The organism is Lactobacillus sp. ESL0677 (assembly GCF_029392875.1).
Taxonomy (GTDB): domain Bacteria; phylum Bacillota; class Bacilli; order Lactobacillales; family Lactobacillaceae; genus Lactobacillus.
The window spans coordinates 1,111,586-1,135,663 of record NZ_CP113946.1; the positions used below are offsets into that span (position 1 = coordinate 1,111,586).

The window sequence follows — 24,078 nt, forward strand, 5'->3', positions numbered from 1 at the left end:
CCTTAATCTACTGTGGCAAATGTTGGTTGTCAAAGATTCGGTACTAAAAAGCTAGGACTAAAATCCTAGCTTTTGATGATTTATTTAGCTAACTTTGTTTGACGATAAAAATGAAATGCTAAACCGATGATTAACCCAATTATTGCCGGAATAATCCAGTCCATACCAATTGCGGCAAATGGTAAAAGCCGTAATTGCAATGCACGAACTTGCAAGGCCCAGTGGGTTTGACTGATAACTGGTGGAAACGATGCAATCATATCGAAAATAGCAGGAATAATGGTTAATACAACTGCCCAAAAATAAACTATTGGGTCGTGGTCAAACAAGCTAGCCGTAATTGACAAGATAATTAAAACCATTGCAATTGGATAAATGAACATTAACATTGGCGTTGACCAAGAAATAATCGTATCTAGCCCACAATTAGCGGTCAAAAATGATGCAAAAGTCATAATTCCTAGCCAAGCGTGATAACTAACCTTACTAAAACTACGATGAAAATCTTGTGCAAATGCAGCAATTAAGCCAACCGCAGTCGTCAGACAAGTTAAGGTAACTAGAGTCGCCAATAAAGCATGACCGATATTACCTAAATAATAGGTAACAATTTGATTGAAAACAGTCCCGCCATCTGGTGAAATATGGTAATGATTAAGCGTTGTTGCTCCAAGCCAGATCAAACCAATATAGATAATACCAATAGCGCTAGTCGCTAAGACTCCCGCACGAGCCGTAACCTTGGCATTACTTTTGGCGCTTGTCTTACCCAATTGCCGAACAGCAGAAACGATTGTATATCCAAAAGCTAATCCTGCCAAAGCGTCCATTGTGTTGTAGCCTTCCAAGAAGCCATTAAAAAATGGTGCACTTTGATAAGCTGCAGTTACCGGTTGTTGTTTAGCTGCACCCATCGGTGAAGAAAAGGCCATTAGGAAAATAGCAAAAAGCAATAATAGGAAAATGGGATTTAAAATTCGACCAATACTGTCCAAAATCGTTGATTGCTCGTAAGAAATGATAAATGCCAAAATAAAGAAAATTGCTGAAAAAATTAATAAACCGGGTTTAGCTAATTTTTGCGGTAAAACTGGCTGTAAACCAACCGCAAAGGAAATACTCGCTGTTCTCGGAGTAGCAAATAACGGTCCTAAAGTTAAGTGAATTAAGACCATAAAGACCAAAGCAAATTTAGGTCCTAGTGGCCGACCAATATCAAAAACTCCCTTGGCGTGACTGGCACTAATTGCCAAAACTGCCAGAAGTGGTAACAGAACGGCAGTGATTAAAAAGCCAATCGTGGCAATTCCCCAATTTGCACCAGACATTTGCCCTAGATGAATGGGAAAGATTAAGTTTCCTGCTCCAAAAAATAGCCCAAATAATAATGAGGCAACAACCAAATATTGTTTCCACGTTAATGGTTTGGTATTTACGTCTCGTTCGATTTCTTCCATTTAATTAACCTCCAATTTTTATTCAATGCAATAATAGATTCATCATTGCTAGCACACGTATTCATTTTTCAAGATTGTCACTTCCTAAAAAGCGAAATTCAGCAGGTAACTAAAAAAGCACCCTTGATTCTCAAAAATCAAGGGTGCTTTGGCACGGTACCACCTATCTTACTAATAAATTATCAACAATAGCAATTTATTAGTCACTTCACGTACAACAATTGCGATACGCTAACACGTTAATGGGTGTCACCAATACTAGCTACTTCTACTTCACTAGATAGCTCAAAGTTACTTTCCAGTCGCTGTCGTGGTTCATTTTCACCATCTGAACTCTCTTTGGCACTACTTGCAACTGTACTCTTCTTTTCTTCGCTTGTTTAAATATTAATGATATTTTAATCATTAAGCCATTTTTTGTCAACAAAAAATTAAAAAATTTGCTGAAATTATGATTCTGTTTGTGCTGTTTTTACTTTGACAAAACTACAAGCAAGACCAATTACTAAGCCAACAAGAGCGGGAATTAACCAATCCATCCCAATTGCCGCAAACGGTAAATATTTAAGCTGCATAGCATGTAAAGCCAGTGCTATTGGACTTTGACTGACTACTGGCGGAAAGGCAGCAACCATGTCTAAAAATGCTGGGATTAATGTAAACAGCACAACCCAGAAATAAACAACAGGATCACGGTGAAATAATGATGATGAGATTGACAGTAAGATGAGCACCATGGCAAATGGATACAAAAACATGAGCATTGGTGTTGACCACGAAATAATCGTATCCAGACCAAAGTTAGCCGTTAAAAATGAAGCTAGCGTCATCAAAAATAGCCAAGCATGGTAACTTACTTTAGAAAAACTACGATGAAAATCTTGTGCAAATGCTGCAATTAGGCCAACAGCGGTCGTCAAACAGGTCACGGTAATTAGAGTTGCTAGCAAAGCATGACCAAAGCTGCCGAGATAATAAGTAACAATTTGGTTAAAGGCCACACCACCATCTGGTGATAATTTAAAATGATTCAAAGTTGTAGCACCAAGCCAAATTAACGCAACATAGATTAAACCAATCGCACCTGTTGCTAGGACACCAGCCTTAGCCGTTACTTTAGCATTACTCTTGGCAGTGGTTTTACCCATTTGCCGAACAGCAGTTACGACTGTTACCCCAAAAGCTAGTCCAGCCAAGGCATCCATTGTATTATAACCTTGCAAAAAGCCATTAAAAAATGGTGCTTGCTGATAAGCGACCGTTACTTTTTGGGCATTAGCGCGACCCATCGGTGAGAAAAAGCCTAACAAAAAGATAACAAATAGCAGTAACAAAAACAGTGGATTTAATATTTTTCCGATACTAGTTAAAATATTGGATTCCTTATATGCAACTAAAAAGGCACAGATGAAAAACAGTGCGGAAAAGACAAACAATCCTGGTTGCGCCCATGATTTAGGCAGGAGCGGCAAAACACCAACGGTAAATGAAATACTAGCAGTACGTGGTGTTCCAAAGAGCGGACCGATTGTTAAGTGAATTAACACCATAAAAATCAACGCAAAAGCAGAACCTAGTGGCAGCCCAATATCATAAACGCCTTTGGCATGCGTTACGCTAATTGCCAAAACTGATAGTAATGGTAATAAGACTGCAGTTACCAAAAAGCCAAGGGTAGCTTGACCCCAATTAGCCCCTGCCATTTGGCCTAAATGGATGGGAAAAATTAAATTTCCAGCGCCAAAAAATAAGCCAAATAGCAATGACGCTACAACTAAATACTGTTTCCACGTTAATGGTTTTTGATTAACATCTTGTTCTAATTCCTTCATACTTAACCTCCATTGGGATAAAATTGCTCAATTCTTGTTTGGATGCTAATTTTAACTTTCATCAGTCCATCACCTGCCTATTCTGCAATAAAAAAGCACCCTTGAATTTTCTTCAAGGGTGCTTGCTCGGCACGGTACCACCTATTTTACTGTCTAATTTGCGTGTACCTAAATCAAACAGTCACTTCACGTACGGCCAAAAACAGCGATACGCTAACACGATAATGGGTGTTACCAATCCTAGTTACTTGATTCACTAGATAGCTCCAAGGGATTTTCTGTTTGCATTCGTGATTCCATTTCAGTAACCGGAACTCTCTGTACATTACCTGCAAACTTACTTTTCTTTTCATTGCTTTTCAAATATTAAGGATATTTTAATTATTAACTCATTATTTGTCAAGCAAAATTAAGTAAAAAAATACAACAGCATAAATAAATGTTGCTGTATTAATATTTATCAAGCCTTTTACCACATACCAATTACTTTGGTCCAAAGCAATCCGCCGCCAAGCCAGATAATATTTAAAACCACACCGATAATTGCACTTAATTTCCACCAATCTTTATTAGAAACATAACCAGTTGATGAAAGTAAAGCTGCAGGACCAGCAGAATAAGTTGAAGTTGATAGGTATAATGAGCCATCAAGAGCAAGCATTAAAGCTGCCATCAATGGTGGAACTCCGGCACCAATCGCAACTGATAAAAATCCGGCATACAAAGCTGAAATTTGAGTTGAAATACTTGGAAATAAGTAGTGTAAGTAGAAGTAAACTAGGTAAAGAATTACCAAAACCCAAATCCAGTTCATTCCGTGTAATGCATTACCCAAAGTCTTTGAAAACCATGGAAAGAAGCCTAATGTCATTAGTTTTTGTGACATTAACATGATAATTGACAACCAAGTTAAAATATTCCAAGCAAAACTTTGACCGAGTAAGTCTTTAACATTAATTACGCCAGTAATTAACAATAGAGCTACGGCAATAAAACTAACTTCGGTTGCATCAATACCAAATTTTGAGCCAATAAGCCATAAAACAACGGCCAAGATGAAGACAACGGCCATAATTTTTTCGGCAACAGTTGTTTTACCTAATTCCTTCAGTTTGTTATCAGCCCATGCATGAGCATTTGGTGTTGCCTTAACCTCAGGTGGATAAATCTTATATAAAATAAGCGGTACAACAATTAAAGAAATAATTCCGGGGACGATTGCAGCAACAAACCATTGCATCCATGAAATTGAGATGTTCTGCGTTTTAGCAATTCCCAATGCTACCATGTTACCAGCAAGTCCAGTAAGGAACATAGTGGAGGTAACAATGTTCACTTCGTATTCATTAAAGACCAAGAATGAACCCATTTTTCTTTGAGTACCCTTCTTAGGATCAGAGCCCATTTCTTTGGACAAGTTATCAATAATTGGGTACATAATACCGTTAACCCGAGCATTATTACTTGGAATTCCAATTGCTAAAACAGTTTCAACCATTGATAATGCGTATGCCAGACCTAAAGTTCTCTTGCCAAATGTTTTAACAAAAAAGTAAGCGATTCTTTTACCCAGACCTGACTTAATAAAGCCAGCAGCCATGAACATACACATTGCAACCATCCAAGCAGTTGAATTACCAAATCCAGCTGTGACTTCGTCCATCTTAAAGATGCCAGTCAAAGTTGCAATTACGATAGCAATAATTGTAGTTGCCATCATTGGTAATGGTTTAGTAACACAGGCAATAATTGTCGCAATAAAAATTGCAAACAGATGCCATGCAGGAACACTAATTGCAGCAGGCTTTACCGGCGTTACTAGCCATAAGATGATGCCAACTGCTACTGGCAGCAGCCACTTTTTCCATTCAAATTTATCTAACATTATTTTTCTCCTTTATTTTTGGCTTTACCGATTGCTTGATTAACAGCTTCTACTAAGGCTTTAGTGGTAGTCGTTGCGCCTGAAATTGCGTCAACATCTGTCGAGTTTTGGTCAATTATTTGTTGAGGCAACTGCTTAATTGCAACTGCACCAATGCCTTCAGTTTCATGATTTTCAAGTACTTCAACATTGCTAATAGTCTGATCCTGATAAGTTACCCGAACCAAGACTTTACCACCAATTCCAGCCTCAGATGACCCTAAATATTGGTTAGCCTTAAGTTCAATCTTACTTTCACTTTCGTTATCAACTAAGTCATTAATTCGCGGTACTTGGTTAGTAAGTTCGACTTCTGCAGTGTCTGACAGCTGCGCTACATTTTCGCCGGCAATTTTGCCAAAAATCAAACATTCTGCTAAATTACCGCCACCTTGATAACGATTAGCACAGATACCACCCAATTCTCCAGCACTGTATAGGCGTTTAATCGGCTGATCAGCATTATTGAGAACTCTAGCTTGTTCATCATGTTGTGGGCCACCTTGAGTATTCAAAACAGCTGGAGCTAGCTTAATAGCATATACGGCATCATTTAAGTCAAAGCTACTCATCGTTTCTGGTGCCCGCTCAAATTCTAAGTCACGGCCACTATCTGCAAATTGATTGAACCGGGCAATTGTAGTAGTTAAAGTATCGGCAGGTAACTTCATTTTGTCTGCTAAAGCGGCTACTGAATTTGCCTTAATTAACTTGTCAAAGAAATTTTGATATTTTAAATTACCAGCTTTTTGTTCTTGAACAAATTTTTGATATTGTTGTTCATCAAAGACAAGCCAGGCATGATCATAAGCGTGTGGCAACAAGTAATCGCCATGTTGGAAAATATGTCCGTGGCGGAATTTTGCATCCTCACGCATAAATCGACTACCATCATCAGCTACGGCAATAATTGAACCTGATTTCACATTCTGCCAGCCACTGATTTGGCGACCACGCTGACCAGCTTCTTCTGCAATCACGTAGCTAGGAACTATGCCAAGGGATTCATAATTACTCATGTGCCACATCCTAGCACCAACTTCACCAGCCATCTTGATACCGTCACCCTTGTTATACAAAGTACCCAATGGGGTTAAGTGGGTAATGTGTAAGTAATCCTGTTGCATTTTATCGTTATTTTCAAAACCGCCGGTTGCAAGCACTACGCCCTTTTTGACATGAATATAGTACTGCTTTTCTTGCCGTTTAATTACAACCCCAGTGATTTCATCAGTTACTGGGTCTTGTAATAATTTTGTTGCCCTTGAATTTAACCAAATATCGATTTGATCTTTTCGCTGTAATATTTTCTGACGAATAACCTTCCACAGTCCCGCATCAAAATCACGATTATGAACTAAGGCAAAGTCAAATGTTGTTGCTCCTTGATATTCTGGATATTCACATAGCTGCTTCTTATTCGCTAAATGATCACCTGGCTGGAAATCCTTGGACCAAATAAATGGGTTTAGACCAAAGTACCTTTTAAAATATTTTGGCATTTCTACAAAGCCATCAAGGTAGACATCCATTGTCTTTTCGTCAACAGCAAAAGGTGCAGCTAATTCATGATAATAATCAGAAATTTGCTGACGATCATGAGCCATTGCGACGTGCTGAGCAGAATAACGCGTGTTGCCACCCTCATGGCCATATGGTGCAGCTTCAACTAGTAAAACTTGAGCCCCATTATCAGCTGCAAATCTTGCTGCAGTTGCACCAGCACCACCAAAACCTAAAACGATGACATCATAATCGCCATTCCATTTAGTATTTTCAGTTACTTTCACGATAAGACTCTTTTCTACTTCTTAATATTTTGCAATGCTTGCTTGACTGCATCCTTAAACGCTGCACTGGTTACACTGGCACCACTAAAGGCATCAACATCAGCTGTTTGCTTAGCTAACATTGCCTTTGTTAAAGCTGGAATAGCGCGACCACCAAGTGATGGTGTTTCTTTTTGTTGCAAGATTTCAATATCAGTAATCTTGTCATCACTAGCAGTTACCCGAACAATAATCGGAACATCATTAATCCCATTTTCACTGATGCCAATACCTTGATTTGGACCAGCTTCATAATCACTTGTCAAAATGTGAGCGTCAGATTGTAATTCTGGTGCCTTACTTGCATGACTAATAACTTCAAAGTCAATAATCTTGCGCTTTGGCCATGCAGCGTTTTCTCCCGCAATTTTTCCTGAAATTAATAAATCAGCAATACTGTTAGCACCAATATATTTAGTAGCAAAAATGTCACCTAATTCTCCAGCTTCATAAAGATGAGGAATTACGTTATTTGCCATATCAAGCACTTCACAATTTTCATTACGACGACCACCGCCGTGAGTATGCAAGATGTTATGGCGAATTGGAATTGCATAGTACGGACCTTCACCAAATGCGCGCATTGTTTCAATCTTCCGGTCTAAAACCATGTCACGTTCCATTTTGTCAGTGAAGAAATTAAAATCAGTAACTGCTTGTTCCAATTTAGGAGCCTTAATCTTTTCAGCTAATTCCGCAATTGAATCTGCCTTGATGGCATAAGAGATTAATTCCTTAATTTGATCAGCTTTAGCAGAATCATCTTCAGCAAGTTGCTCATATTGTTTTTGATCCATTACAATATGCGGATGATTTTGGTTAGGCAGCATAATCCAGTTACCGTGGTTATATTTATAACCGTGCCGATCTTCTTCATCTTCACGATAATAACGTGTACCGTCATCACCAGCCACAAAAATACTACCGTTAAATAGGCTCTTCCAGTTAATCATGTAAGCAAACTTTTCTCTTGGTTGACCTTCATTTAATGAAAAACCGTGTGAGTCATAATTGGACATGTGCCATAAACGAGCACCAGCCTCAACAGCAAGATCAATTCCCTTACCTTGGTTGTATAATGTCCCAATTGGTGCTAATGATCCTTGACCTAAAAAGTTTTGTACCATGTCTTGATTGTTTTCAAAACCACCACATGAGAGAACAACACCATTTTGAGCAGCTACATAACGAACTTGACCTTGGTGCTTAATTTGAACGCCCAAAATTGTTTTGGTTTCTGGATCTTGAATTAAGTGTTGAGCTGGGCTTGAAAACCAGACATCAATCTTATCTAATCTTTCGTAAACTTTTTTACGCAGTAATTTCCAGAAACCACCATTATACATCCCCTGAGTCATACTTTGTGAACGCATTGTTGACGCATGACGATATTCAGGATACTCACCCTCAGGTCTTCTACCTGTGTATTGAGCTTCTATACCGAAATATTTCTTTGAGTATTCCTTCATCTGCAAAACATTGTTGACAAAGGTATCTAAGTCCTTAGGGTCATATTTAAAGGGATAATACGTTTGCTTGTAATATTCACGTAAGTCTTCAAAGTTATCACTCCACGCAAAAGCACCACCGGCATAACGAGTATTACCGCCCTCTTGGCCTTCAGGAGCAGCATCTATTAATAATACTTTGGCATTGTTGTCAGCTGCAAATCTAGCTGCACCGGCACCGGCACCACCAAAACCGACTACAATTACATCATAGACGGCATCCCATTTAAGAGTTGAATTGTAAAACAAAATAGTTACCTGCACTTTCATAAATCTATTAACAGAAATAAATATATCGTTTTCATAAACATAAATCTACTTTATTTTTAATTTAAATCGCTCCGGAAAGTTTCTTGTTATCCTTGATTTACCAACTGTTTATTGCAATTATTCAAGTGATTTAATATAATATAAAAAGATTCACTCATAAATAATATTTATTATTTTTTGTAAAAAAGGATTATCTCAAAATGAATGAAAAAGATTTAATTTATTTTTGTAAATTGGTTGAAAGTGGTAATTACACTACTACCGCGGCTTATTTTGGCGTTACACAACCAACAATCTCTATGGCTATCAAACGACTCGCAAAAAAGTTTGAAGACCCATTAATTGTTCAAAAAAATCGCAAAAGTAAGTTAATACTGACCAATGCTGGTGAATTACTTTATCAAAAAGCTAAAATCCTAATCCAAGATATTGCAAGTATTAATTACGATGTTAAACATGCCAGCGACAAAAAAATTCGGCTTGCCTTTTCTGGTGAAGCCGGAAGTTCTTATATTCCCGATATTATTCAAAAATTTTTCCAAGTAGGCCTAACTCACCTGCTTGACACTCATATTGAACGGTCAGCTGACGCTTTTTCTGATCTCACTAATGGTAAGGTTGATGTCGCAATTTATTCTTGGATGGTTAAAATTAACGACCCAGATTACTTTATCCATAACTTACAAAAGACAGAATTAGTAATCATTACTGGACTTGATGACCCGTGGAAAGATGTCCATGAAGTCAGCGCAGCCCAATTACGAGACAGACGCTTTATTGCCCGCGAGCGTGGTTTCTTAACTAGAGAATGTCTTGAGCAGGAAGCAAAATTAGGCGACTTTGCCCCCGACATTGTTTATACAGCAACCACAATGAAGTTAATGATTGACCTTGTAAAGCGCAACGTCGGTATTGCTCTAGCAATGGAAAGTAGTTTAAAAGACGTCACGGGAGTTCATATTGTCCGCTTGAATTCTGGACAAAAATTATGGGCATATATGCAGATTGCGATGCGCAAGAGTTTTGTACCAAATAAATACCAGCGTGAAGGTATTGAAATTTTACGTCATTTTAAACCATAAAAAATAAGCTATTCGGATTTGAATAGCTTATTTTTTATTTTATCTTATCTAAGACCAATGAATAATAAAGCAGCTAAGATACCACCAACGAATGGCCCAACAATTGGAACCCAGCTGTAAGCCCAATCAGAATTACCTTTATTTGCAATTGGTAATACTTGGTGAGCAAGCCGAGGACCAAAGTCACGAGCTGGATTAAGGGCGATTCCAGTAGGACCACCGAGTGAAAATGCAATGGCAGTGATCAAACTACCTGCAAGAATCGGATTTAATGCACCATCAACACCACTCTTGCTGAATGCGAGCAACCCGTATACTAAAACGAAGGTTGCTAACATTTCGGCAAAGAAGTTCCAGAAGTAATTTCTAATGGCAGGTGCCGTAGCAAAGCTTGTCAAAATCGCTTCTTGATCTGTTGTTTCTTTCCAGTGAGGATAAAACATTAACCACACTAAAATGGCGCCAGCAAAAGCTCCTGCAACCTCAGCAATAATATATGGCAAGACATAAGACCAAGAGAAACTGCCTGAAATTGCCATCGCCACAGCAACTGCTGGATTAAAGAAACCAGGTGTCAACCATTTAACAAAGTATACGGAAAAGGTAATTGCCATACCCCAGCCAAATGCAATGCCAACCCAATTAGCTCCACTAGCTTTTGACTTTTTTAGGCCCATATCTGCACAGACACCGTCGCCTAATAAAATCATCATTGCTGTTCCGACAAATTCACCAACTAATTGCATACCCAAACTATCATGTAACATTTTTAACTCCCAATCTTTCTAAATTAGTAATTGAATTATTAACTTCATATTTATAAATATTTGACATTATGGAAGCGCTTAATAAAAATATATAATATTTTTTCACAAATGTAAATAGAAAATTAACAAATATTTTTCGTTGCATAATTGTTGTTAAATCAATGAATTTATGATATGTAATTCATACTTTGTGAAATATATTGTGAAAAATATTTCATATATTTTAAACAATAAAATTACATGTATCTCATTAGCTCTTATGGCAATACACTGATAGCTATCTTGACTTTATTAGATATTTATTCGCTTAATTCATAAGTAAAAATTTATTTCAAAAAGCATAGTTTTGAAATACTATGTGATTTTTTGCTTTAACTAAAAAATTCCTCCAATAACCAGATATTGAGGGAATTTTTAATTATTTTCTTTTAAAAGTTTTGGATTTTATTAAGCGGCCAGTAGCGCAATACCACTTTACCAATTATTTTTTGCCTTTTTACTGGACCAAAAAAGCGTGAATCTTTTGAAATATCACGATGGTCACCCATTACCCAATAATAACCTTTGGGAACTTGATACGTAAAATTAGTTGTGAACGTTTGCCCTACTGCATTGTCGGCTTTTTTGTAGTTATTTTCGAGATATGGCTCCGGCAATAACTTACCATTAACATACATTTGATCATTTTTAGAAACAATCTTATCGCCAGGTAAGCCAATCACTCGCTTAACATAAGCTGCCCCTGGAACATCCTGTGCGGCTTTAGGCGCATATAACACAACAACGTCATTTCGTTTCAATGAGGTATGGCGCACGGCAATCAAGCGTTCATTATTTTCAAAATTAGGTTGCATCGATGCTCCATCGACACGATCATTTGAAATCACAAAAGTTAGTAATAAATAAAATATTCCTAGCATGACCGCCATCATGACAATCACTTCACGAAAGAAACTGCCCCAGCCTTCGTTATTTTTTTCTTTTTCCATCGGTTTTCCTCCTTATATTAATATTTAATATTATATACCTGAATAAATTATAAATAAAAAAACCTTTAGACAAACTTAACTTGTCTAAAGGTTTTCCAAATAGGATTGCTACTTATTTATTTAATTACTAAAAATAATAATGCTGCCAAGACACCACCGACAAATGGTGCAACAACAGGAACCCAGGCATATGCCCAGTCAGACTTGCCCTTATTAGCAATTGGGAACAATTGGTGAACCAATCTTGGTCCCAAATCGCGAGCTGGGTTAAGAGCAGCACCAGTTGAACCGCCCAATGACAGACCAATAGCACCTAATAATAAACCGGCAACTAGTGGATTTAGTCCAGGAGCAAATTGACTCTTACTGAAGGCCAATAAGCCAAAGACAAGCATAAATGTCCCAATCATTTCGGCGAAGAAATTCCAGAGATATTTTCTAATTGCTGGTTCAGTGGCAAAGGTGCCTAAAATGACATCTTGGTCCTCGGTTGCAGCAAAGTGTGGGTAGTATGTCAGCCATACGAGAATACCACCAACAAAACCACCGGCAACTTGAGCAACAAAGTATGGTAGAACAGAACTCCAAGGCAAATTCCCTACAAGTGCCATTCCCAAAGTAACAGCTGGGTTTAAATGACCCGGACTAAGCCAACTTACACAGTAAATCCCAAAGGCTAAAGCAAAGCCCCAGCCAAGTGTAACTGCAAGCCAACCAGCACCATTACCCTTTGACTTCTTCAAATTAACGACAGCACAGATGCCATCACCAAACAAAACAAGGATAGCTGTTCCTAAAAATTCTCCAAGCATCTGCATTGCTAAACTATCATGCATTCTTTTTTCTCCCTCACTTAAAGTTTCAAAGTATTAATTTTGACTTAATCAATGATAGCTTAACTTGTAAAGATGAAAAACATTTTTGCTTGAAAAACGGTAACTAGAAATTAAATTTCTTAGTCCTTGATAACTAATTCTTTGAGTTGATCTTCAACTTCCGTGCGGCCAACGCCAGCTTGAATCAGTGAGGCTGCTGTATAAGCACCCTCAATAAAGGCAGTATCATACAAATGAACGGTCTTATCTGTCATTTCAATGGCCATTTCCAAATTCATTTTGGCACTACCAAGGTCATAAAAAGCCATGATTTCGTCAGCTTGATTATCGGTAAAAGCCTTCATAATCCTATCCATACTGGTACCAATACTATCATCATTCGTGCCACCAGCAGTAGTAATTGAAACATTAGCTGCTACTTGATCCAATAACTTTTTTAAGCCACTTGCAATTTCCGGAACATGCGAAACTAAGGTGATTCCTAAACTCATAATAATCCCTTCGTTTCTAACATTGCTTCAAATAGGTAGCCACTTGATTGTGAACCAGGGTCAACATGTCCTCTTGACCGCTCACCTAAATATGAAGCGCGGCCCCTCCTAGCAACCATTTCCTTTGTAGCTTCTACTGCAGAAGCAATTTTTTCTGCGGTCAGATTACCAGTCTTGACGTCAGGAATCAGTGCAGTCCAAACGTCAACCATTGTCTTATCGCCTGACTTAGCACCACCACGTTTTTCAATTCCAGCTAAGGCCGCATCTAATAGTTCACTCAAATCAGTCGTTGAGCTGCTCTTTTTAGCCATTTCCAGAAAGGCAGTCCCATAAAGTGGTCCAGAAGCTCCACCGACAGTTGAAATCAAGGTCATTGCAATTGTTTTAAATGCTGCAGTAACACTAGCTGGTTTCTCAGCGAGCTTCTGGCTGACTGCCGCCATACCACGATTCATGTTAAATCCATGATCGCCATCGCCAATTGGGGTATCTAGGTCACTCAAAAATTGCTGATTAGCGGCAATTTTAGCCGTAAAATTATTCATCCACTCTGTTAGAGTATCGACAGTTAATGTCATTATTATGTTCCTTCCATTACCAAGCAATTGTTTCAACTGGCATCTTTAGTGCATCAAGCCACTTATCATCCTTTAATTCGAACATGGTCAGTGACAATCCTGCCATGTCAAGTGACGTCATGTAATTGCCGATCTTCATGAATGCTGGCTTAATCTTAAATTGCTCAAGTTTATTTAGTAAGTCATTGCTAAAAATATACTGCTCCATTAATGGCGTTGCACCCATTCCGTTGACAAGTACGGCATATTTATTACTGCCATCAAGGTGCATTTCATCATCCAGCTTGCTGACTAATTCTTCAACCAAATCCTTAGCAGGTTTGATTTTTTCCCGGCGATAACCTGGCTCCGAGTGAATACCTACACCAAACTCAATTTCATCTTCTTGAAGAACAAAGCCGGGCTTACCGGTTTCCGGGTTAGTCGCTGCAGACAAGGCAACAGCGATGGTTTTAATATTCGGTAAAACCTGCTCAGCCAATTCTGCAATCTCATCAAGGCTTGCGCCATTTTGAGCAGCAGCTCCCAGAATTTTATGCATCAATATTGTCCCAGCTACGCCGCGGCGTCCTTGCGTAAAAGTACTGTTCTCAACAGCAATATCATCATCAATCACGATTGATTTAACTTTAATGTCGTCCATTTCGGCTAAATCCTTTGCCATATCGAAGTTCATGACGTCGCCAGAATAATTTTTAATTATTAAAAAGACTCCCTGACCTTGATCGGCAGCCTTGATAGCAGCATAAATTTGATCTGGCGTTGGTGAAGTAAAGACTTCGCCGCAAACAGCAGCGCTCAGCATTCCTTTACCAACAAAACCAGCATGGGTCGGCTCATGTCCAGAACCACCACCAGTAACAAGACCAACTTTGCCTTTCATTGATTCCTTATCGGACCGCATAACTGCTTCAGCATCAGGAACTTTTTCAATAAATTGTGGATACGACCGAACCATCCCAGATACCATTTCTGGTACAACATTAGCAGGATCATTAATAATTTTCTTCATTTTAAGTCCTCTTTCAATTATAAAATTTAAACTTTATTACAATTCGATTATATCAGTTGGCGCTTTCATTAACTAATATATTATTATAAAAAAGCAGCCACTTAGGCTGCTTTTACCTTGGGAAAAACTAAGATAGTTAATACCACTTTAGTTGCTTAATAGTAACGCTAACTTACTAATTTTCTATCTGATTAACGACAACCACTTTTCCAATCATGTGACCACTTTGAACCATTTTATGTGCTTTACGTAAATTAGTAGCATTTATTGGTGCCAATGTTGTTGTAACTGTACTTTTAATCGTTTGATTTGCTAACAATGATGCAATCTGGCTTAAGATTTTCCCTTGACTTGCTTCGTTAACGTGATAGTAAGTTTTAGAAAACATCCACTCCCAAACAAAAGTTACTCGTTTACGGGTTAACTTTTGTAAATCAATCGGCTGCTTATTTTCCGTAATTGAACAAATTATGCCATCTGGCTTAATTATTTCAGCCATTTCATTCCAATGTTGGTCGATATTATTTAATTCAAGAATACAGTCAACGTCTTTAAAGCCAATTTTCTGCACTTCTTTACATAAATCTTTTCGATGATTAACGACATAATCAGCGCCGAGCTTTAAACACCATTGCCTTGTTTCTGGCCTCGAAGCAGTAGCAATTACTGTTAATCCTGCAAGGTGCGCCAATTGAATTGCAATTGACCCTACACCACCAGCACCATTAATGATTAAAATAGTTTTGCCCTTATTATCCAGTACATTAAAAGTTAACTGCATTTTTTCAAACAAAGCTTCATACGCTGTTAATGACGTTAATGGCATCGCCGCAACTTCTGCATCAGTTAATTCTTGAGGAACTTTAGCCACTATGTGCTCATCAACAAGCTGATATTCGCTATTAGAACCTGCTCTTTTTAATGCACCAGCATAGAAGATACGATCTCCTATTTTAAAGTTATCAACTTTATTTCCTATGCTAGTAACTACCCCTACCGCGTCATAACCAATAACTTTAGGCTGCTTTACCTTTTTACGTAATGATTGCCGAACTACTAGATCGACGGGATTAACAGAGACGCCTTCAACCTTTACCAATAAATCATGATTTGTTGGTTCAGGACAAGCCATATCAAATTCAAACAAGCTGTTATTATCCTCGATTGGCAAACTTTTAGTAAATCCTATTGCTTTCATCTTTCAAACTTCCTTTTTAAAAATTTATTTATAAAAAGTTTAAGCCACTTACTTTTTGTAATCAATAATGTAATTATAGTAAGTAGTTACAAAATTGTAATTAGTTTTTTAGAGGAATTGATATGACAAAAGCAAAAAACACCTATACTTGTAATAACGGTTGTCCAGTAGAAAGTACTTTGCAGTTTATCTCCGGTAAATGGAAATCTGTCATTATTTATCACTTAATTAAAGGAGATGCTACCCATTTTGGTGAATTAAGTAGAGCGATGCCAAGTTGTTCTACAAGAATGCTAGCATTGCAGCTTAAAGAGTTAGAAACTGATAACATCATCAGTAAAAAAGTTTATTCAGAATTTCCCCCTAAATCAAAATATTTTCTAACCGACTTTGGTCAAACCTTACAGCCAGTCATTTTAGCTTTAAACAAGTGGGGAAAATTCTATAATGAGCATGCTACTGCTAAAGACATGAATTAATTATTAAGTATTCCAATCAAAAAACCAGATCAGATTCTTCTAAAAAGAGAAATCCTGATCTGGTTTTAAATTTAATTGACTATAAAAATTCTATTTTCTAATTACTCGATACCTGTTAGTTCGGTCTTCACTTGGCGTTTCTGCAGCGTGACCAACTGCAACAATTACAGCAGTCGTAAATTCTGATGTGATGCCTAATTCTGCCTGTAAATCTGGGGCAGTATTTAAAACACTTGCTGCCATCATTAAGTAAACAGACCCTAAATTAAGGTTTGCAGCTTCCACCATAATGTTTTCAGCCGCAACTGAAGCATCACGCTCGCCAAAATGGCTATCCTTTTTGACATTAACAACAAATAAGAGTGGTGCACCATAGCAGGCATTGTTAGTTAACTGTTCAATTTTGGCTAACAGCTGCTCATCTTCTACTACCGTTACTTGCATAACCTCTGTTTCGTGCATCCCACATGGTGCTGCTTGAAAGGCCTGCAGTAATTGCTCAATTTCATCTTGGCTAACTTTTTCATCTGTATATTTACGAATTGCAACACGCTTTAAAATTGGATCTGACATTTTTAAACTTCTTTCCCAATTACTGATTTACAATTTTCCAACTCTTATGATTTAAATCTGACCACTTAACATAACCTGTTTCACTAACACCTACATACTTAGTGCCCTTAATTTTCTTAGTCTTAATGACAGGAATACGGGCACCCTTTTTGTAATAACTGTTAGTCCTTTTTCCCTTACTATTATAAATAAACGCACTACGCTTAGCTTTATAGCTAGCTACTTTAAAACTTTTAACATTATTAGCGTTAATATATTGATTCTTCTTATTGTTAATTTGCAATAACGATTTGCCTTTAACAGTTACCATTCCAGTAATTGTTACAATCGTATTTTTCTTTAACGCACGCTTCTTAACACGCTTTCCAGACTTATTATAAACATAAGAATTACGTTTCAACTTAACGTTTTTTCCAAGATACGAAACAGCAACAGTACCATTACTTGTTCCATTATCAGGCTTGTCGCTACTTGCAGGTTGATTAGTATCAGTTGTCCCTGTTGTTGCTGGCTGCCGATTTGAATTATCTGTAGCGGTAGTTGCAGGCTGGGTAGCTGCTTGGTCGGTAGTAGCTGCTCCTACTTGAGTAATGTTAAAACCAAGCGACAAGGAGACTGCACATATTAGGCCTAACAATAATTTCTTCTTCATATTTCCACCTCATGATGTATTAATTTTTCTTACAGTTTATTTTACTACATTAAGATTATAATTGCCTACGATTACAAGAAATGTAATGATTTGTAATTTATCTTCAAGCACTAAATGATAATGTTTAGATTTAAAACTAAATAATCTATAATAAATACTATGCAAATTGTTATTTTTAGAAAGGAATATATGAAAAATACAAGTGATCAGCCAATTGAAATTCTAGTTACTATCGATCAAAACTACATTAAGCCACTTGAAGTGATGATGTACTCGCTCAAACTTAATAATTTAGGGCAAAAAATACGAATTTGGATAATTTATGACAATATTAGTGATCCTGCACTAACTGCTTTAAAAGATTTTGGCCAAAAGATCGGCTTTGAAATTAAAGCATTAGCAATGAATGCCGATTTTACTTTTCCAGAATCATTACTCAACCTGCATGATTACCCACAGGAAATGTATTTTCGCCTATTATCTGGCAAAATCCTGCCTTCCAGCCTGCACAGAATTATTTACCTTGATCCCGATATTTTGGTCATTAATTCAATTAAACCGTTATGGCATTTGAATTTAAAAGGTAAAATGTTCGCTGCAGCTGCTCATGAGGGATTAACGGACATCATGAGTTCAATTAACAACATTCGCTTGGGAACAACGACTGAATATTTTAATTCCGGTATTATGCTAATGGATCTGGACCAAATGCGGCAAAAGGTTAAACTTGATGATCTGACGGCCGCAATCAATCAGCACCATGATACCTTGATTTTGCCTGATCAGGACATTTTGAATTATTTATACGGCGAAGATATCCTTAAAATTCCTGAAACAAAATGGAATTATGATTCCCGCGCCTACCCTGTATATTTAACTAGAAGTACTGGTGATTTTAACCTTGAATGGGTCATGCAAAACACAGCCATTCTCCACTTTTGCGGTAAACCTAAGCCATGGCAAAAAGAAAACCATTCACGCTTTAAGGCACTTTACCTAAATTATCAGCAAATGACCAACAAATTAACAAAAGTAAAAAAATAATTTGCACAATCGCAATTTTTCTATTGAAGGTCAGCTTAACTGTGCTAAAATAATTAAAGTTGCTGAATATCAAGCGACACAACGCATTACGTGAATAGCATGACGATTGTCTGCAATCAATGTGTTGACCGTTTTATAATTTTTATAGAAAAGAGAAGATACATTATGGCTTCAATTAACAAATCTGAACTTACTAAAGAAGTTGCAGCAAAGACTGGCCTTAAGCAAAAGGAAGCTGAAGAGGTTATTGACGCTTTCATCGACTCAATCAAGGATAACTTGACAAAGGGCGAAAAGGTACAAATCATTGGCTTCGGTTCATTTGAAGTTCGTCAACGTGCAGAAAGAAAAGGTAGAAACCCACAAACTGGTAAAGCCTTAACTATTCCTGCTACTCAAGTACCTGCATTCAAGCCTGGTAAGGCATTGAAGGATGCAGTTAAATAATCTTTTAACTTAAAATATAAAAGACCAGCAAGCAACCTGCTTGCTGGTCTTTTTTTAACGGCTTTGGTGGTTTAGCTTTTTAGCAAAGAAATCACCGACAATTTGGACAATAAAAATCAAAATAATTACGAGCACCGTTGCCACTAAGGTGACATCATTATTAAACCGGTTATAACCATAGGAAATGGCCGTGTTACCTAAACCACCTGCACCAATGGCACCAGCCATAGCAGTTAACCCAATTAGACTGATAATTGTAACGGTCGATACCCGAACTAGTTCGGACCGTGCTTCATTTAGATAAATACTAAAAATTATATCCCAGATAGTTGCACCTAGACTTTGTGCTGCCTCAATTTTTCCTTGTGCCACACTCTCTAGTGCAACTTGTACTTGCCGCGCATAAAATGGAAATACACCCAGAGTTAATGGTACTAACGCAGCTTTCATTCCAATTTGCGTTCCCACAATTTTTTGCGTAACTGGTGCGATAAAAGCCAGCAAAATAATGAATGGAATTGCCCGAAAAATTGAAACTACTTTATCGCAAATATTAAACCAAAATTTGTTTGGGCGAATGCCGTCATCTTTGGTTAAAACAAGAACTACACCAAAAACAATTCCTAATATGCCACCAAAGATAGCTGACCAAAAGGTCATAAAAAGAGTTTGAACAATACTGGTGCCCCAGCCTGCATCTCCACTCCAACCAAGTTGAACAACATTTGGAAACACACTACTAAACCAACTACTCATACAAATTCCCCTTTTCATCAAATCTGGTTAACGATACCTGCTGCTCTTGTAAGAAGGCAACTGTTTCCTGCTGCTTTTCACTATCGCCTTTGATTAATACCAACAAGGTACCAATTGGCTCGTCATCAAGCAATTCCACATTGCCGTAAAGCATACTGACTTCAACCCCAATTTCACGATAAAGGTCGATGACAATTGACTTGGTTACATTAGCTACACTATAAATTAATTGATAAATCGCTTCGTCATCATTTAAATGATCTAAGTGTAACATCTCTAAGGTATTGATAACTTCAAGTGACCCGCCAACAAAGCTCTTGGTTAAGGACATCTGCGGATGCAAAACAACATCACGCAACTTACCCTTTTCAACGATTTTACCTTGCTCCATGACGGCTACTTTGTCACAAATTTTTTTAACAGCATCCATTTCATGAGTGATTAAAACAATCGTTAAATTCAACTCTTTTTTAAGTTTTTTTAATAGAGCTAGAATTTGTTGAGTGTTTTGCGGATCTAAGGCACTAGTTGCCTCGTCTGAAATCAAAATGTCTGGTTCATTAGCAAGTGCCCGCGCAATAGCAACACGTTGCTGCTGCCCCCCGGATAATTGCACCGGATAAAAGTTTGCCTTATCCTTCAAGTCAACCAAATCAAGCAAGTGTAATGACTTTTCTTCTATTTCCTTATCTTTCAACCCAGAATGCTTCAGAGCAAATGACACATTCTCAAGGACAGTTACTTCATTTAAAAGATTGAAGCTCTGGAAAATCATGCCAATTTTTCTGCGAGCCATTTGCAATTGCTTGTTTGCGATAATTTGCTTGCCATCCTTAACAAAGTCTGTACCGTTAACTTGAATATCACCCGCAGTTGGCTTTTGCAAAAGGTTAATTGTTCTAACCAAGGTAGACTTACCAGCGCCAGAAAAACCAACGACGCCGTAAATATCACCCTTTTCAACTTCTAAATTGACATCTTGCACTGCATGAACAATTTTTCCTTTCTTATCTGGAAAATCTACATTAACGTGCTTTAATTCGATAATACTCATGAACAATCTTCCTTTACTAAAACTTGATATCCCAAGCTGGTATTGTAGTTTTCTTAAAATACTTCTTAATTAACTTTTTGGTTTCAGCTGTTTGGTATGATTTAACAACTGCTTGATAATCTTGATTATCCTTTTCGTCTTTGCGGGCACAAATGATATTGACCCATTGCAGCGAATCCTTGTTAAGAGGCTCAACAAAGATTGTTTGCTTTTCGCCAAGACCTGCAGGTGTCGCAAAAGTATTATTAACAACTGCCGCGTCAACACTATTAATTACCCGACCACACTGATCGGCGCTAACTTCCTTGATTTTAAAATGATGGGGATTATTGACAATATCCGCAACGGTTAATAATGATTTGTGGGGACGTAATTTAATTAATCCCGCATTTTTGAGGACAATTAATGAACGTGATTCGTTAGTGGTATCATTAGGTACGGCAATTGTTGCACCATCTGGCAGCTGACTAAGCTTGTGGTACTTCTTGGAATAAAGTCTAATTGGGGAAATTTGTGTCCGCGCAATAGCAACGATATTACCACGATTAGCCTTGTTCCAATCTTTTAAGAAAGCATAGTGTTGAAAGGCGTTCAAATCAATATCACCATTCTCTAATGCTTTATTGGGTTGGTTAAAATCAGTAAAATTCTTTATCTTAATAGAAACGTTATACTTTTTCTTGGCTAAAGTAGCTGCATGATCCCAAATGTCCTGGTCGGCCTTGGTCATACTTACCACTCCGACTGTTACAACATGATTCTGCGTCTTAGGCTTATTCAAACCGGGGCCAAGGCCGAACCAAGCGGCAACAACTACAACGACGGCGATAATTATCCAAATAATGAAATTTCTTCGTTTTTTGTTACTCATGATAATTTTTCCTTTCTATTTTAAGGTAATGTCCCAAGCAGCAACCTCCGTGTTGCCGTAATACTTCTTATATAATTTCTTAGTTTCTTCTGTTTGGTAAGACTTCACAACGGCTTGATAATCTTTATTATTAGTCTGGCCTTTCTTAGCACAGATAATATCAATCCATTGTTGTGAATCCTTGTTAACTGGTTCAACAAAGATTGTTTGCTTCGTACCTAAACCAGCGGGACCAGAAAAGTCATTATTTACAACTGCGGCATCAACTGAGTTGATTACCCGACCACATTGTTCAGCACTGATTTCTTTAACCTTTAAATTACGTGGGTTTTTAACAATATCAGAAACTGTAACAAGGCTTTTACCCTTGCGTAAGCCGATTAAGCCCGCATTTTTTAAGACAAATAGGGCTCGCGACTCATTAGTTGGATCATTTGGTACGGCAATTGTTGCGCCATTAGGTAATTGCGTTAACTTGTGATACTTCTTAGAATACAATCTAATTGGTGCGATATAAGTTTTGCCAATTGGAACTACACCGCCATGATTAGCCTTATTCCAACTTGCCAAGAATGAATAATGCTGAAAGGCATTCAGGTCAATGTCACCATTCTTTAAGGCTTTGTTTGGTTGATTATAATCAGTAAAGTTTTTAATCTGCACCGTTACACCATATTTCTTCTTGGCCGTCTGTTTAACATGCTGCCAGATAGCCTGCTCAGGCTTACTTTCACCAACCACACCAACAGTTACAGTGTGCGAGTTTGAGTTATGGTGCAATCCTGATCCAAAACCAAACCAAGCAGCAATAATTATAATAACAGCAACTAGTATGCCAATAATTAATTTGCGACGTTTTTTATTACTCAACGACCTTTACCTCCAAAATTGCAATAAAAAAGCATCCGTCCCAATCAAGGACGAATGCTCGTGTTACCACCTTTAAATTGTTTATTACTCACGTAATAAACCTCACTAGCTATCAAACAATAGCTTGCAAAGATAACGGATGCAACTCCGCCATTAGCTAAATATCACTAACAGTCATCATTTCAAGCCCATGTTCGCTATTACTTAACTGCTGGCTCTCACCACCCTGCCAACTCTCTTTATTGTTAAGAAAAATAATTACTCTGCTTTTCAAGATGTATTAATTATTTAATTGTTTATTAATTTAACATTCAAATTAATCTCTGTCAACCCCAGAATAAAATTTATTTATTATGAATTTTTTTGAAAGCCTTAATCTGAACCATATGATAACGACCAACGCTATAAGTTACAATTGCCATACCAATAACTTGCCACCAAAAATTATGGTTGGCTGTTTCTGCTTGAATTAAGCTGCTAATTAGAACAATAACACAGATTAAGAAAACTACACCAGACCAGATAACTTGCTTCATTTTTAGACTTCCTTTCGCATATAAGTTAAAAAAGTATACGGATATTTATCTTGCCCATTAGGGGTATGCTTTACTTTTTTAATCAAATTAAATTGTTGATAATCAAGAGTTGTCATCACTGTATCGCCAGCAAACGTAGCATCAATTACGGTCCTTTCAAGAACATCAACACGCTCTTTTAATGCAGCAAAAACGGAATTACCGCCAATTACGCTGACTTGCTCTTGCTCATGAGCAGCAACCCAATTATTCAGTGCAATTAATGAGTTTACCATGACAACTTGCTTATTTCCTGCATATTTTGCAATTAATTGCTCATCTTTAGTTAAGACAACATGCAGCCGTTGCGGTAATAGTCGCGGCAAACTTGTAAAAGTTTTTCGTCCCATAATTATTGGATGGCCAATTGTTATTTCCTTGAAGTGCTTCATATCCCCCGGCAATTGCCATGGTAAATTCCCATTTAGACCAATTTGACCTTTTTGATCTTCTGCCCATACAAAAGTAATCATCTATTCACCTCTACCTTATTATACGGTTTATTTAACTTTAATTGTTCTTTAAGGTCTCAGCTTGACCAATTTTATCGCTATTTGAAGTTTAATTTAACTTTCATTTTAAATTAGCGGTTAAAAATTAATTCAGGAATTATAATGGGCAATATGCTATAGTTAATAGGAAAAATTTAATTAAGGAGCAACAATAATGACTAAAAAAGACGATAAAAAGACGGCTGAAAATTTCAACAAAATGAAGGTTGCTGAGGCAAACCTTGTCCGTAGTTTGCAAGCAGTTGTTAAAAATCCTACCAAAGAAGAAGAATTAAGCGACGACATTTTTGCGGATCATAAGACATGGCTGCAAATAATTATGCCAAACTATTCCCCTGAAATTCACTTAGCATTAGTCAATGACTATGAAAAAGAAGCTCGCTACAAGTCATATTACGATGATAAGGCTGGTAAAGGTGCAACCGCAATTTTAGTCAAAGTTGTCAAAGAACATTTAGCAAAATAAAAG

At 37.4% G+C, this 24,078-nt stretch carries 25 protein-coding genes and 3 other annotated features; of the genes, 5 read left to right on the forward strand and 20 right to left on the reverse strand.

Annotated elements, in window-relative coordinates; genetic code table 11:
* Positions 1 to 80: 80 nt before the first annotated feature.
* From brnQ (OZX76_RS05310) to OZX76_RS05330, 5 genes are all read right to left on the reverse strand, one after another.
* The gene (gene brnQ / locus OZX76_RS05310) at positions 81 to 1,457 is read right to left on the reverse strand and encodes a branched-chain amino acid transport system II carrier protein (RefSeq protein ID WP_277178451.1); all 1,377 of its coding nucleotides are present in this window, start codon (positions 1,455 to 1,457) and stop codon (positions 81 to 83) included.
* Between the two features lie 136 nt (positions 1,458 to 1,593).
* Positions 1,594 to 1,839, reverse strand: a binding site (T-box leader).
* Between the two features lie 67 nt (positions 1,840 to 1,906).
* Positions 1,907 to 3,289 carry a branched-chain amino acid transport system II carrier protein gene (gene brnQ / locus OZX76_RS05315; RefSeq protein ID WP_277178453.1) on the reverse strand — a complete coding sequence of 461 codons (1,383 nt, stop codon included), beginning with the start codon at positions 3,287 to 3,289 and terminating at the stop codon, positions 1,907 to 1,909.
* Between the two features lie 111 nt (positions 3,290 to 3,400).
* Positions 3,401 to 3,651, reverse strand: a binding site (T-box leader).
* Between the two features lie 107 nt (positions 3,652 to 3,758).
* Entirely contained in the window at positions 3,759 to 5,174 is a 1,416-nt protein-coding gene (locus tag OZX76_RS05320) for a DASS family sodium-coupled anion symporter (protein ID WP_277178455.1), read from the reverse strand.
* A complete protein-coding gene (locus tag OZX76_RS05325) occupies positions 5,174 to 7,003 on the reverse strand; it encodes an FAD-dependent oxidoreductase (RefSeq protein WP_277178457.1) in 1,830 nt (609 codons plus the stop codon). The genes OZX76_RS05320 and OZX76_RS05325 overlap by 1 nt, the downstream gene beginning before the upstream one ends.
* Before the next feature lie 14 nt (positions 7,004 to 7,017).
* Entirely contained in the window at positions 7,018 to 8,799 is a 1,782-nt protein-coding gene (locus OZX76_RS05330; RefSeq protein WP_277178458.1) for an FAD-binding protein, read from the reverse strand.
* Positions 8,800 to 9,020: 221 nt separating this feature from the next.
* Here OZX76_RS05330 and OZX76_RS05335 point away from each other — a divergent pair, with 221 nt between their 5' ends.
* Positions 9,021 to 9,902: a LysR family transcriptional regulator gene (locus OZX76_RS05335; protein WP_277132918.1), complete on the forward strand. Its 882-nt coding sequence runs from the start codon at positions 9,021 to 9,023 to the stop codon at positions 9,900 to 9,902.
* Positions 9,903 to 9,946: 44 nt separating this feature from the next.
* Here the strand turns inward: OZX76_RS05335 and OZX76_RS05340 are convergent, their stop codons facing one another.
* The 7 genes from OZX76_RS05340 to OZX76_RS05370 form a co-directional block, all read right to left on the reverse strand.
* Positions 9,947 to 10,669 carry an MIP/aquaporin family protein gene (locus tag OZX76_RS05340; protein ID WP_277178460.1) on the reverse strand — a complete coding sequence of 241 codons (723 nt, stop codon included), beginning with the start codon at positions 10,667 to 10,669 and terminating at the stop codon, positions 9,947 to 9,949.
* 428 nt (positions 10,670 to 11,097) lie between these two features.
* Positions 11,098 to 11,658 carry a signal peptidase I gene (gene lepB, locus OZX76_RS05345; protein ID WP_277132920.1) on the reverse strand — a complete coding sequence of 187 codons (561 nt, stop codon included), beginning with the start codon at positions 11,656 to 11,658 and terminating at the stop codon, positions 11,098 to 11,100.
* A gap of 116 nt (positions 11,659 to 11,774) precedes the next feature.
* Positions 11,775 to 12,494, reverse strand: coding sequence for an MIP/aquaporin family protein (locus OZX76_RS05350; protein WP_277132922.1), 720 nt, complete (start codon positions 12,492 to 12,494; stop codon positions 11,775 to 11,777).
* Positions 12,495 to 12,613: 119 nt separating this feature from the next.
* The gene (dhaM, locus tag OZX76_RS05355) at positions 12,614 to 12,985 is read right to left on the reverse strand and encodes a dihydroxyacetone kinase phosphoryl donor subunit DhaM (protein ID WP_277178461.1); all 372 of its coding nucleotides are present in this window, start codon (positions 12,983 to 12,985) and stop codon (positions 12,614 to 12,616) included.
* A complete protein-coding gene (gene dhaL, locus OZX76_RS05360; protein ID WP_277178463.1) occupies positions 12,982 to 13,566 on the reverse strand; it encodes a dihydroxyacetone kinase subunit DhaL in 585 nt (194 codons plus the stop codon). The genes dhaM and dhaL overlap by 4 nt, the downstream gene beginning before the upstream one ends.
* 16 nt (positions 13,567 to 13,582) lie before the next feature.
* On the reverse strand, positions 13,583 to 14,578 hold the full coding sequence (dhaK, locus tag OZX76_RS05365; RefSeq protein WP_277178465.1) for a dihydroxyacetone kinase subunit DhaK: 996 nt from the start codon (positions 14,576 to 14,578) through the stop codon (positions 13,583 to 13,585).
* 175 nt (positions 14,579 to 14,753) lie between these two features.
* Positions 14,754 to 15,776, reverse strand: coding sequence for a zinc-binding alcohol dehydrogenase family protein (locus OZX76_RS05370; protein WP_277178467.1), 1,023 nt, complete (start codon positions 15,774 to 15,776; stop codon positions 14,754 to 14,756).
* Between the two features lie 122 nt (positions 15,777 to 15,898).
* On the opposite strand from OZX76_RS05370, the gene OZX76_RS05375 reads away from it, so the two are divergent.
* Complete coding sequence (locus OZX76_RS05375) at positions 15,899 to 16,255, forward strand: helix-turn-helix domain-containing protein (protein WP_277178469.1); 357 nt, start codon at positions 15,899 to 15,901, stop codon at positions 16,253 to 16,255.
* Positions 16,256 to 16,345: 90 nt separating this feature from the next.
* On the opposite strand, the gene OZX76_RS05380 is transcribed toward OZX76_RS05375, so the two are convergent.
* The gene (locus OZX76_RS05380) at positions 16,346 to 16,828 is read right to left on the reverse strand and encodes a nitroreductase family protein (protein ID WP_277178471.1); all 483 of its coding nucleotides are present in this window, start codon (positions 16,826 to 16,828) and stop codon (positions 16,346 to 16,348) included.
* Positions 16,829 to 16,847: 19 nt separating this feature from the next.
* The gene (locus OZX76_RS05385; RefSeq protein ID WP_277178473.1) at positions 16,848 to 17,480 is read right to left on the reverse strand and encodes an SLAP domain-containing protein; all 633 of its coding nucleotides are present in this window, start codon (positions 17,478 to 17,480) and stop codon (positions 16,848 to 16,850) included.
* A 189-nt stretch (positions 17,481 to 17,669) separates the two neighbouring features.
* Between OZX76_RS05385 and OZX76_RS05390 the strand changes: the two genes are divergently transcribed.
* Positions 17,670 to 18,524 carry a glycosyltransferase family 8 protein gene (locus OZX76_RS05390; protein ID WP_277178475.1) on the forward strand — a complete coding sequence of 285 codons (855 nt, stop codon included), beginning with the start codon at positions 17,670 to 17,672 and terminating at the stop codon, positions 18,522 to 18,524.
* 165 nt (positions 18,525 to 18,689) lie between these two features.
* Positions 18,690 to 18,971, forward strand: a complete 282-nt coding sequence (locus tag OZX76_RS05395; RefSeq protein WP_277178477.1) for an HU family DNA-binding protein — start codon at positions 18,690 to 18,692, stop codon at positions 18,969 to 18,971.
* Between the two features lie 54 nt (positions 18,972 to 19,025).
* Here the strand turns inward: OZX76_RS05395 and OZX76_RS05400 are convergent, their stop codons facing one another.
* The 6 genes from OZX76_RS05400 to OZX76_RS05425 all read right to left on the reverse strand — a co-directional run bounded on the left by OZX76_RS05400 (position 19,026) and on the right by OZX76_RS05425 (position 23,570).
* A complete protein-coding gene (locus tag OZX76_RS05400; protein ID WP_277178479.1) occupies positions 19,026 to 19,727 on the reverse strand; it encodes a methionine ABC transporter permease in 702 nt (233 codons plus the stop codon).
* Positions 19,720 to 20,781, reverse strand: coding sequence for a methionine ABC transporter ATP-binding protein (locus tag OZX76_RS05405; RefSeq protein ID WP_277178480.1), 1,062 nt, complete (start codon positions 20,779 to 20,781; stop codon positions 19,720 to 19,722). Before OZX76_RS05405 ends, OZX76_RS05400 begins: the two co-directional genes overlap by 8 nt.
* A gap of 16 nt (positions 20,782 to 20,797) precedes the next feature.
* Positions 20,798 to 21,652, reverse strand: a complete 855-nt coding sequence (locus OZX76_RS05410) for a MetQ/NlpA family ABC transporter substrate-binding protein (RefSeq protein ID WP_277178482.1) — start codon at positions 21,650 to 21,652, stop codon at positions 20,798 to 20,800.
* A 15-nt stretch (positions 21,653 to 21,667) separates the two neighbouring features.
* Entirely contained in the window at positions 21,668 to 22,522 is an 855-nt protein-coding gene (locus tag OZX76_RS05415; RefSeq protein WP_277178484.1) for a MetQ/NlpA family ABC transporter substrate-binding protein, read from the reverse strand.
* A gap of 43 nt (positions 22,523 to 22,565) precedes the next feature.
* Positions 22,566 to 22,805 (reverse strand) — a binding site (T-box leader).
* 61 nt (positions 22,806 to 22,866) lie between these two features.
* Positions 22,867 to 23,058: a hypothetical protein gene (locus OZX76_RS05420; protein WP_277178486.1), complete on the reverse strand. Its 192-nt coding sequence runs from the start codon at positions 23,056 to 23,058 to the stop codon at positions 22,867 to 22,869.
* Between the two features lie 2 nt (positions 23,059 to 23,060).
* Positions 23,061 to 23,570, reverse strand: a complete 510-nt coding sequence (locus OZX76_RS05425; RefSeq protein WP_277178488.1) for a dihydrofolate reductase — start codon at positions 23,568 to 23,570, stop codon at positions 23,061 to 23,063.
* A 193-nt stretch (positions 23,571 to 23,763) separates the two neighbouring features.
* Between OZX76_RS05425 and OZX76_RS05430 the strand changes: the two genes are divergently transcribed.
* Entirely contained in the window at positions 23,764 to 24,075 is a 312-nt protein-coding gene (locus tag OZX76_RS05430; protein WP_277178490.1) for a TipAS antibiotic-recognition domain-containing protein, read from the forward strand.
* Positions 24,076 to 24,078 lie beyond the last annotated feature (3 nt).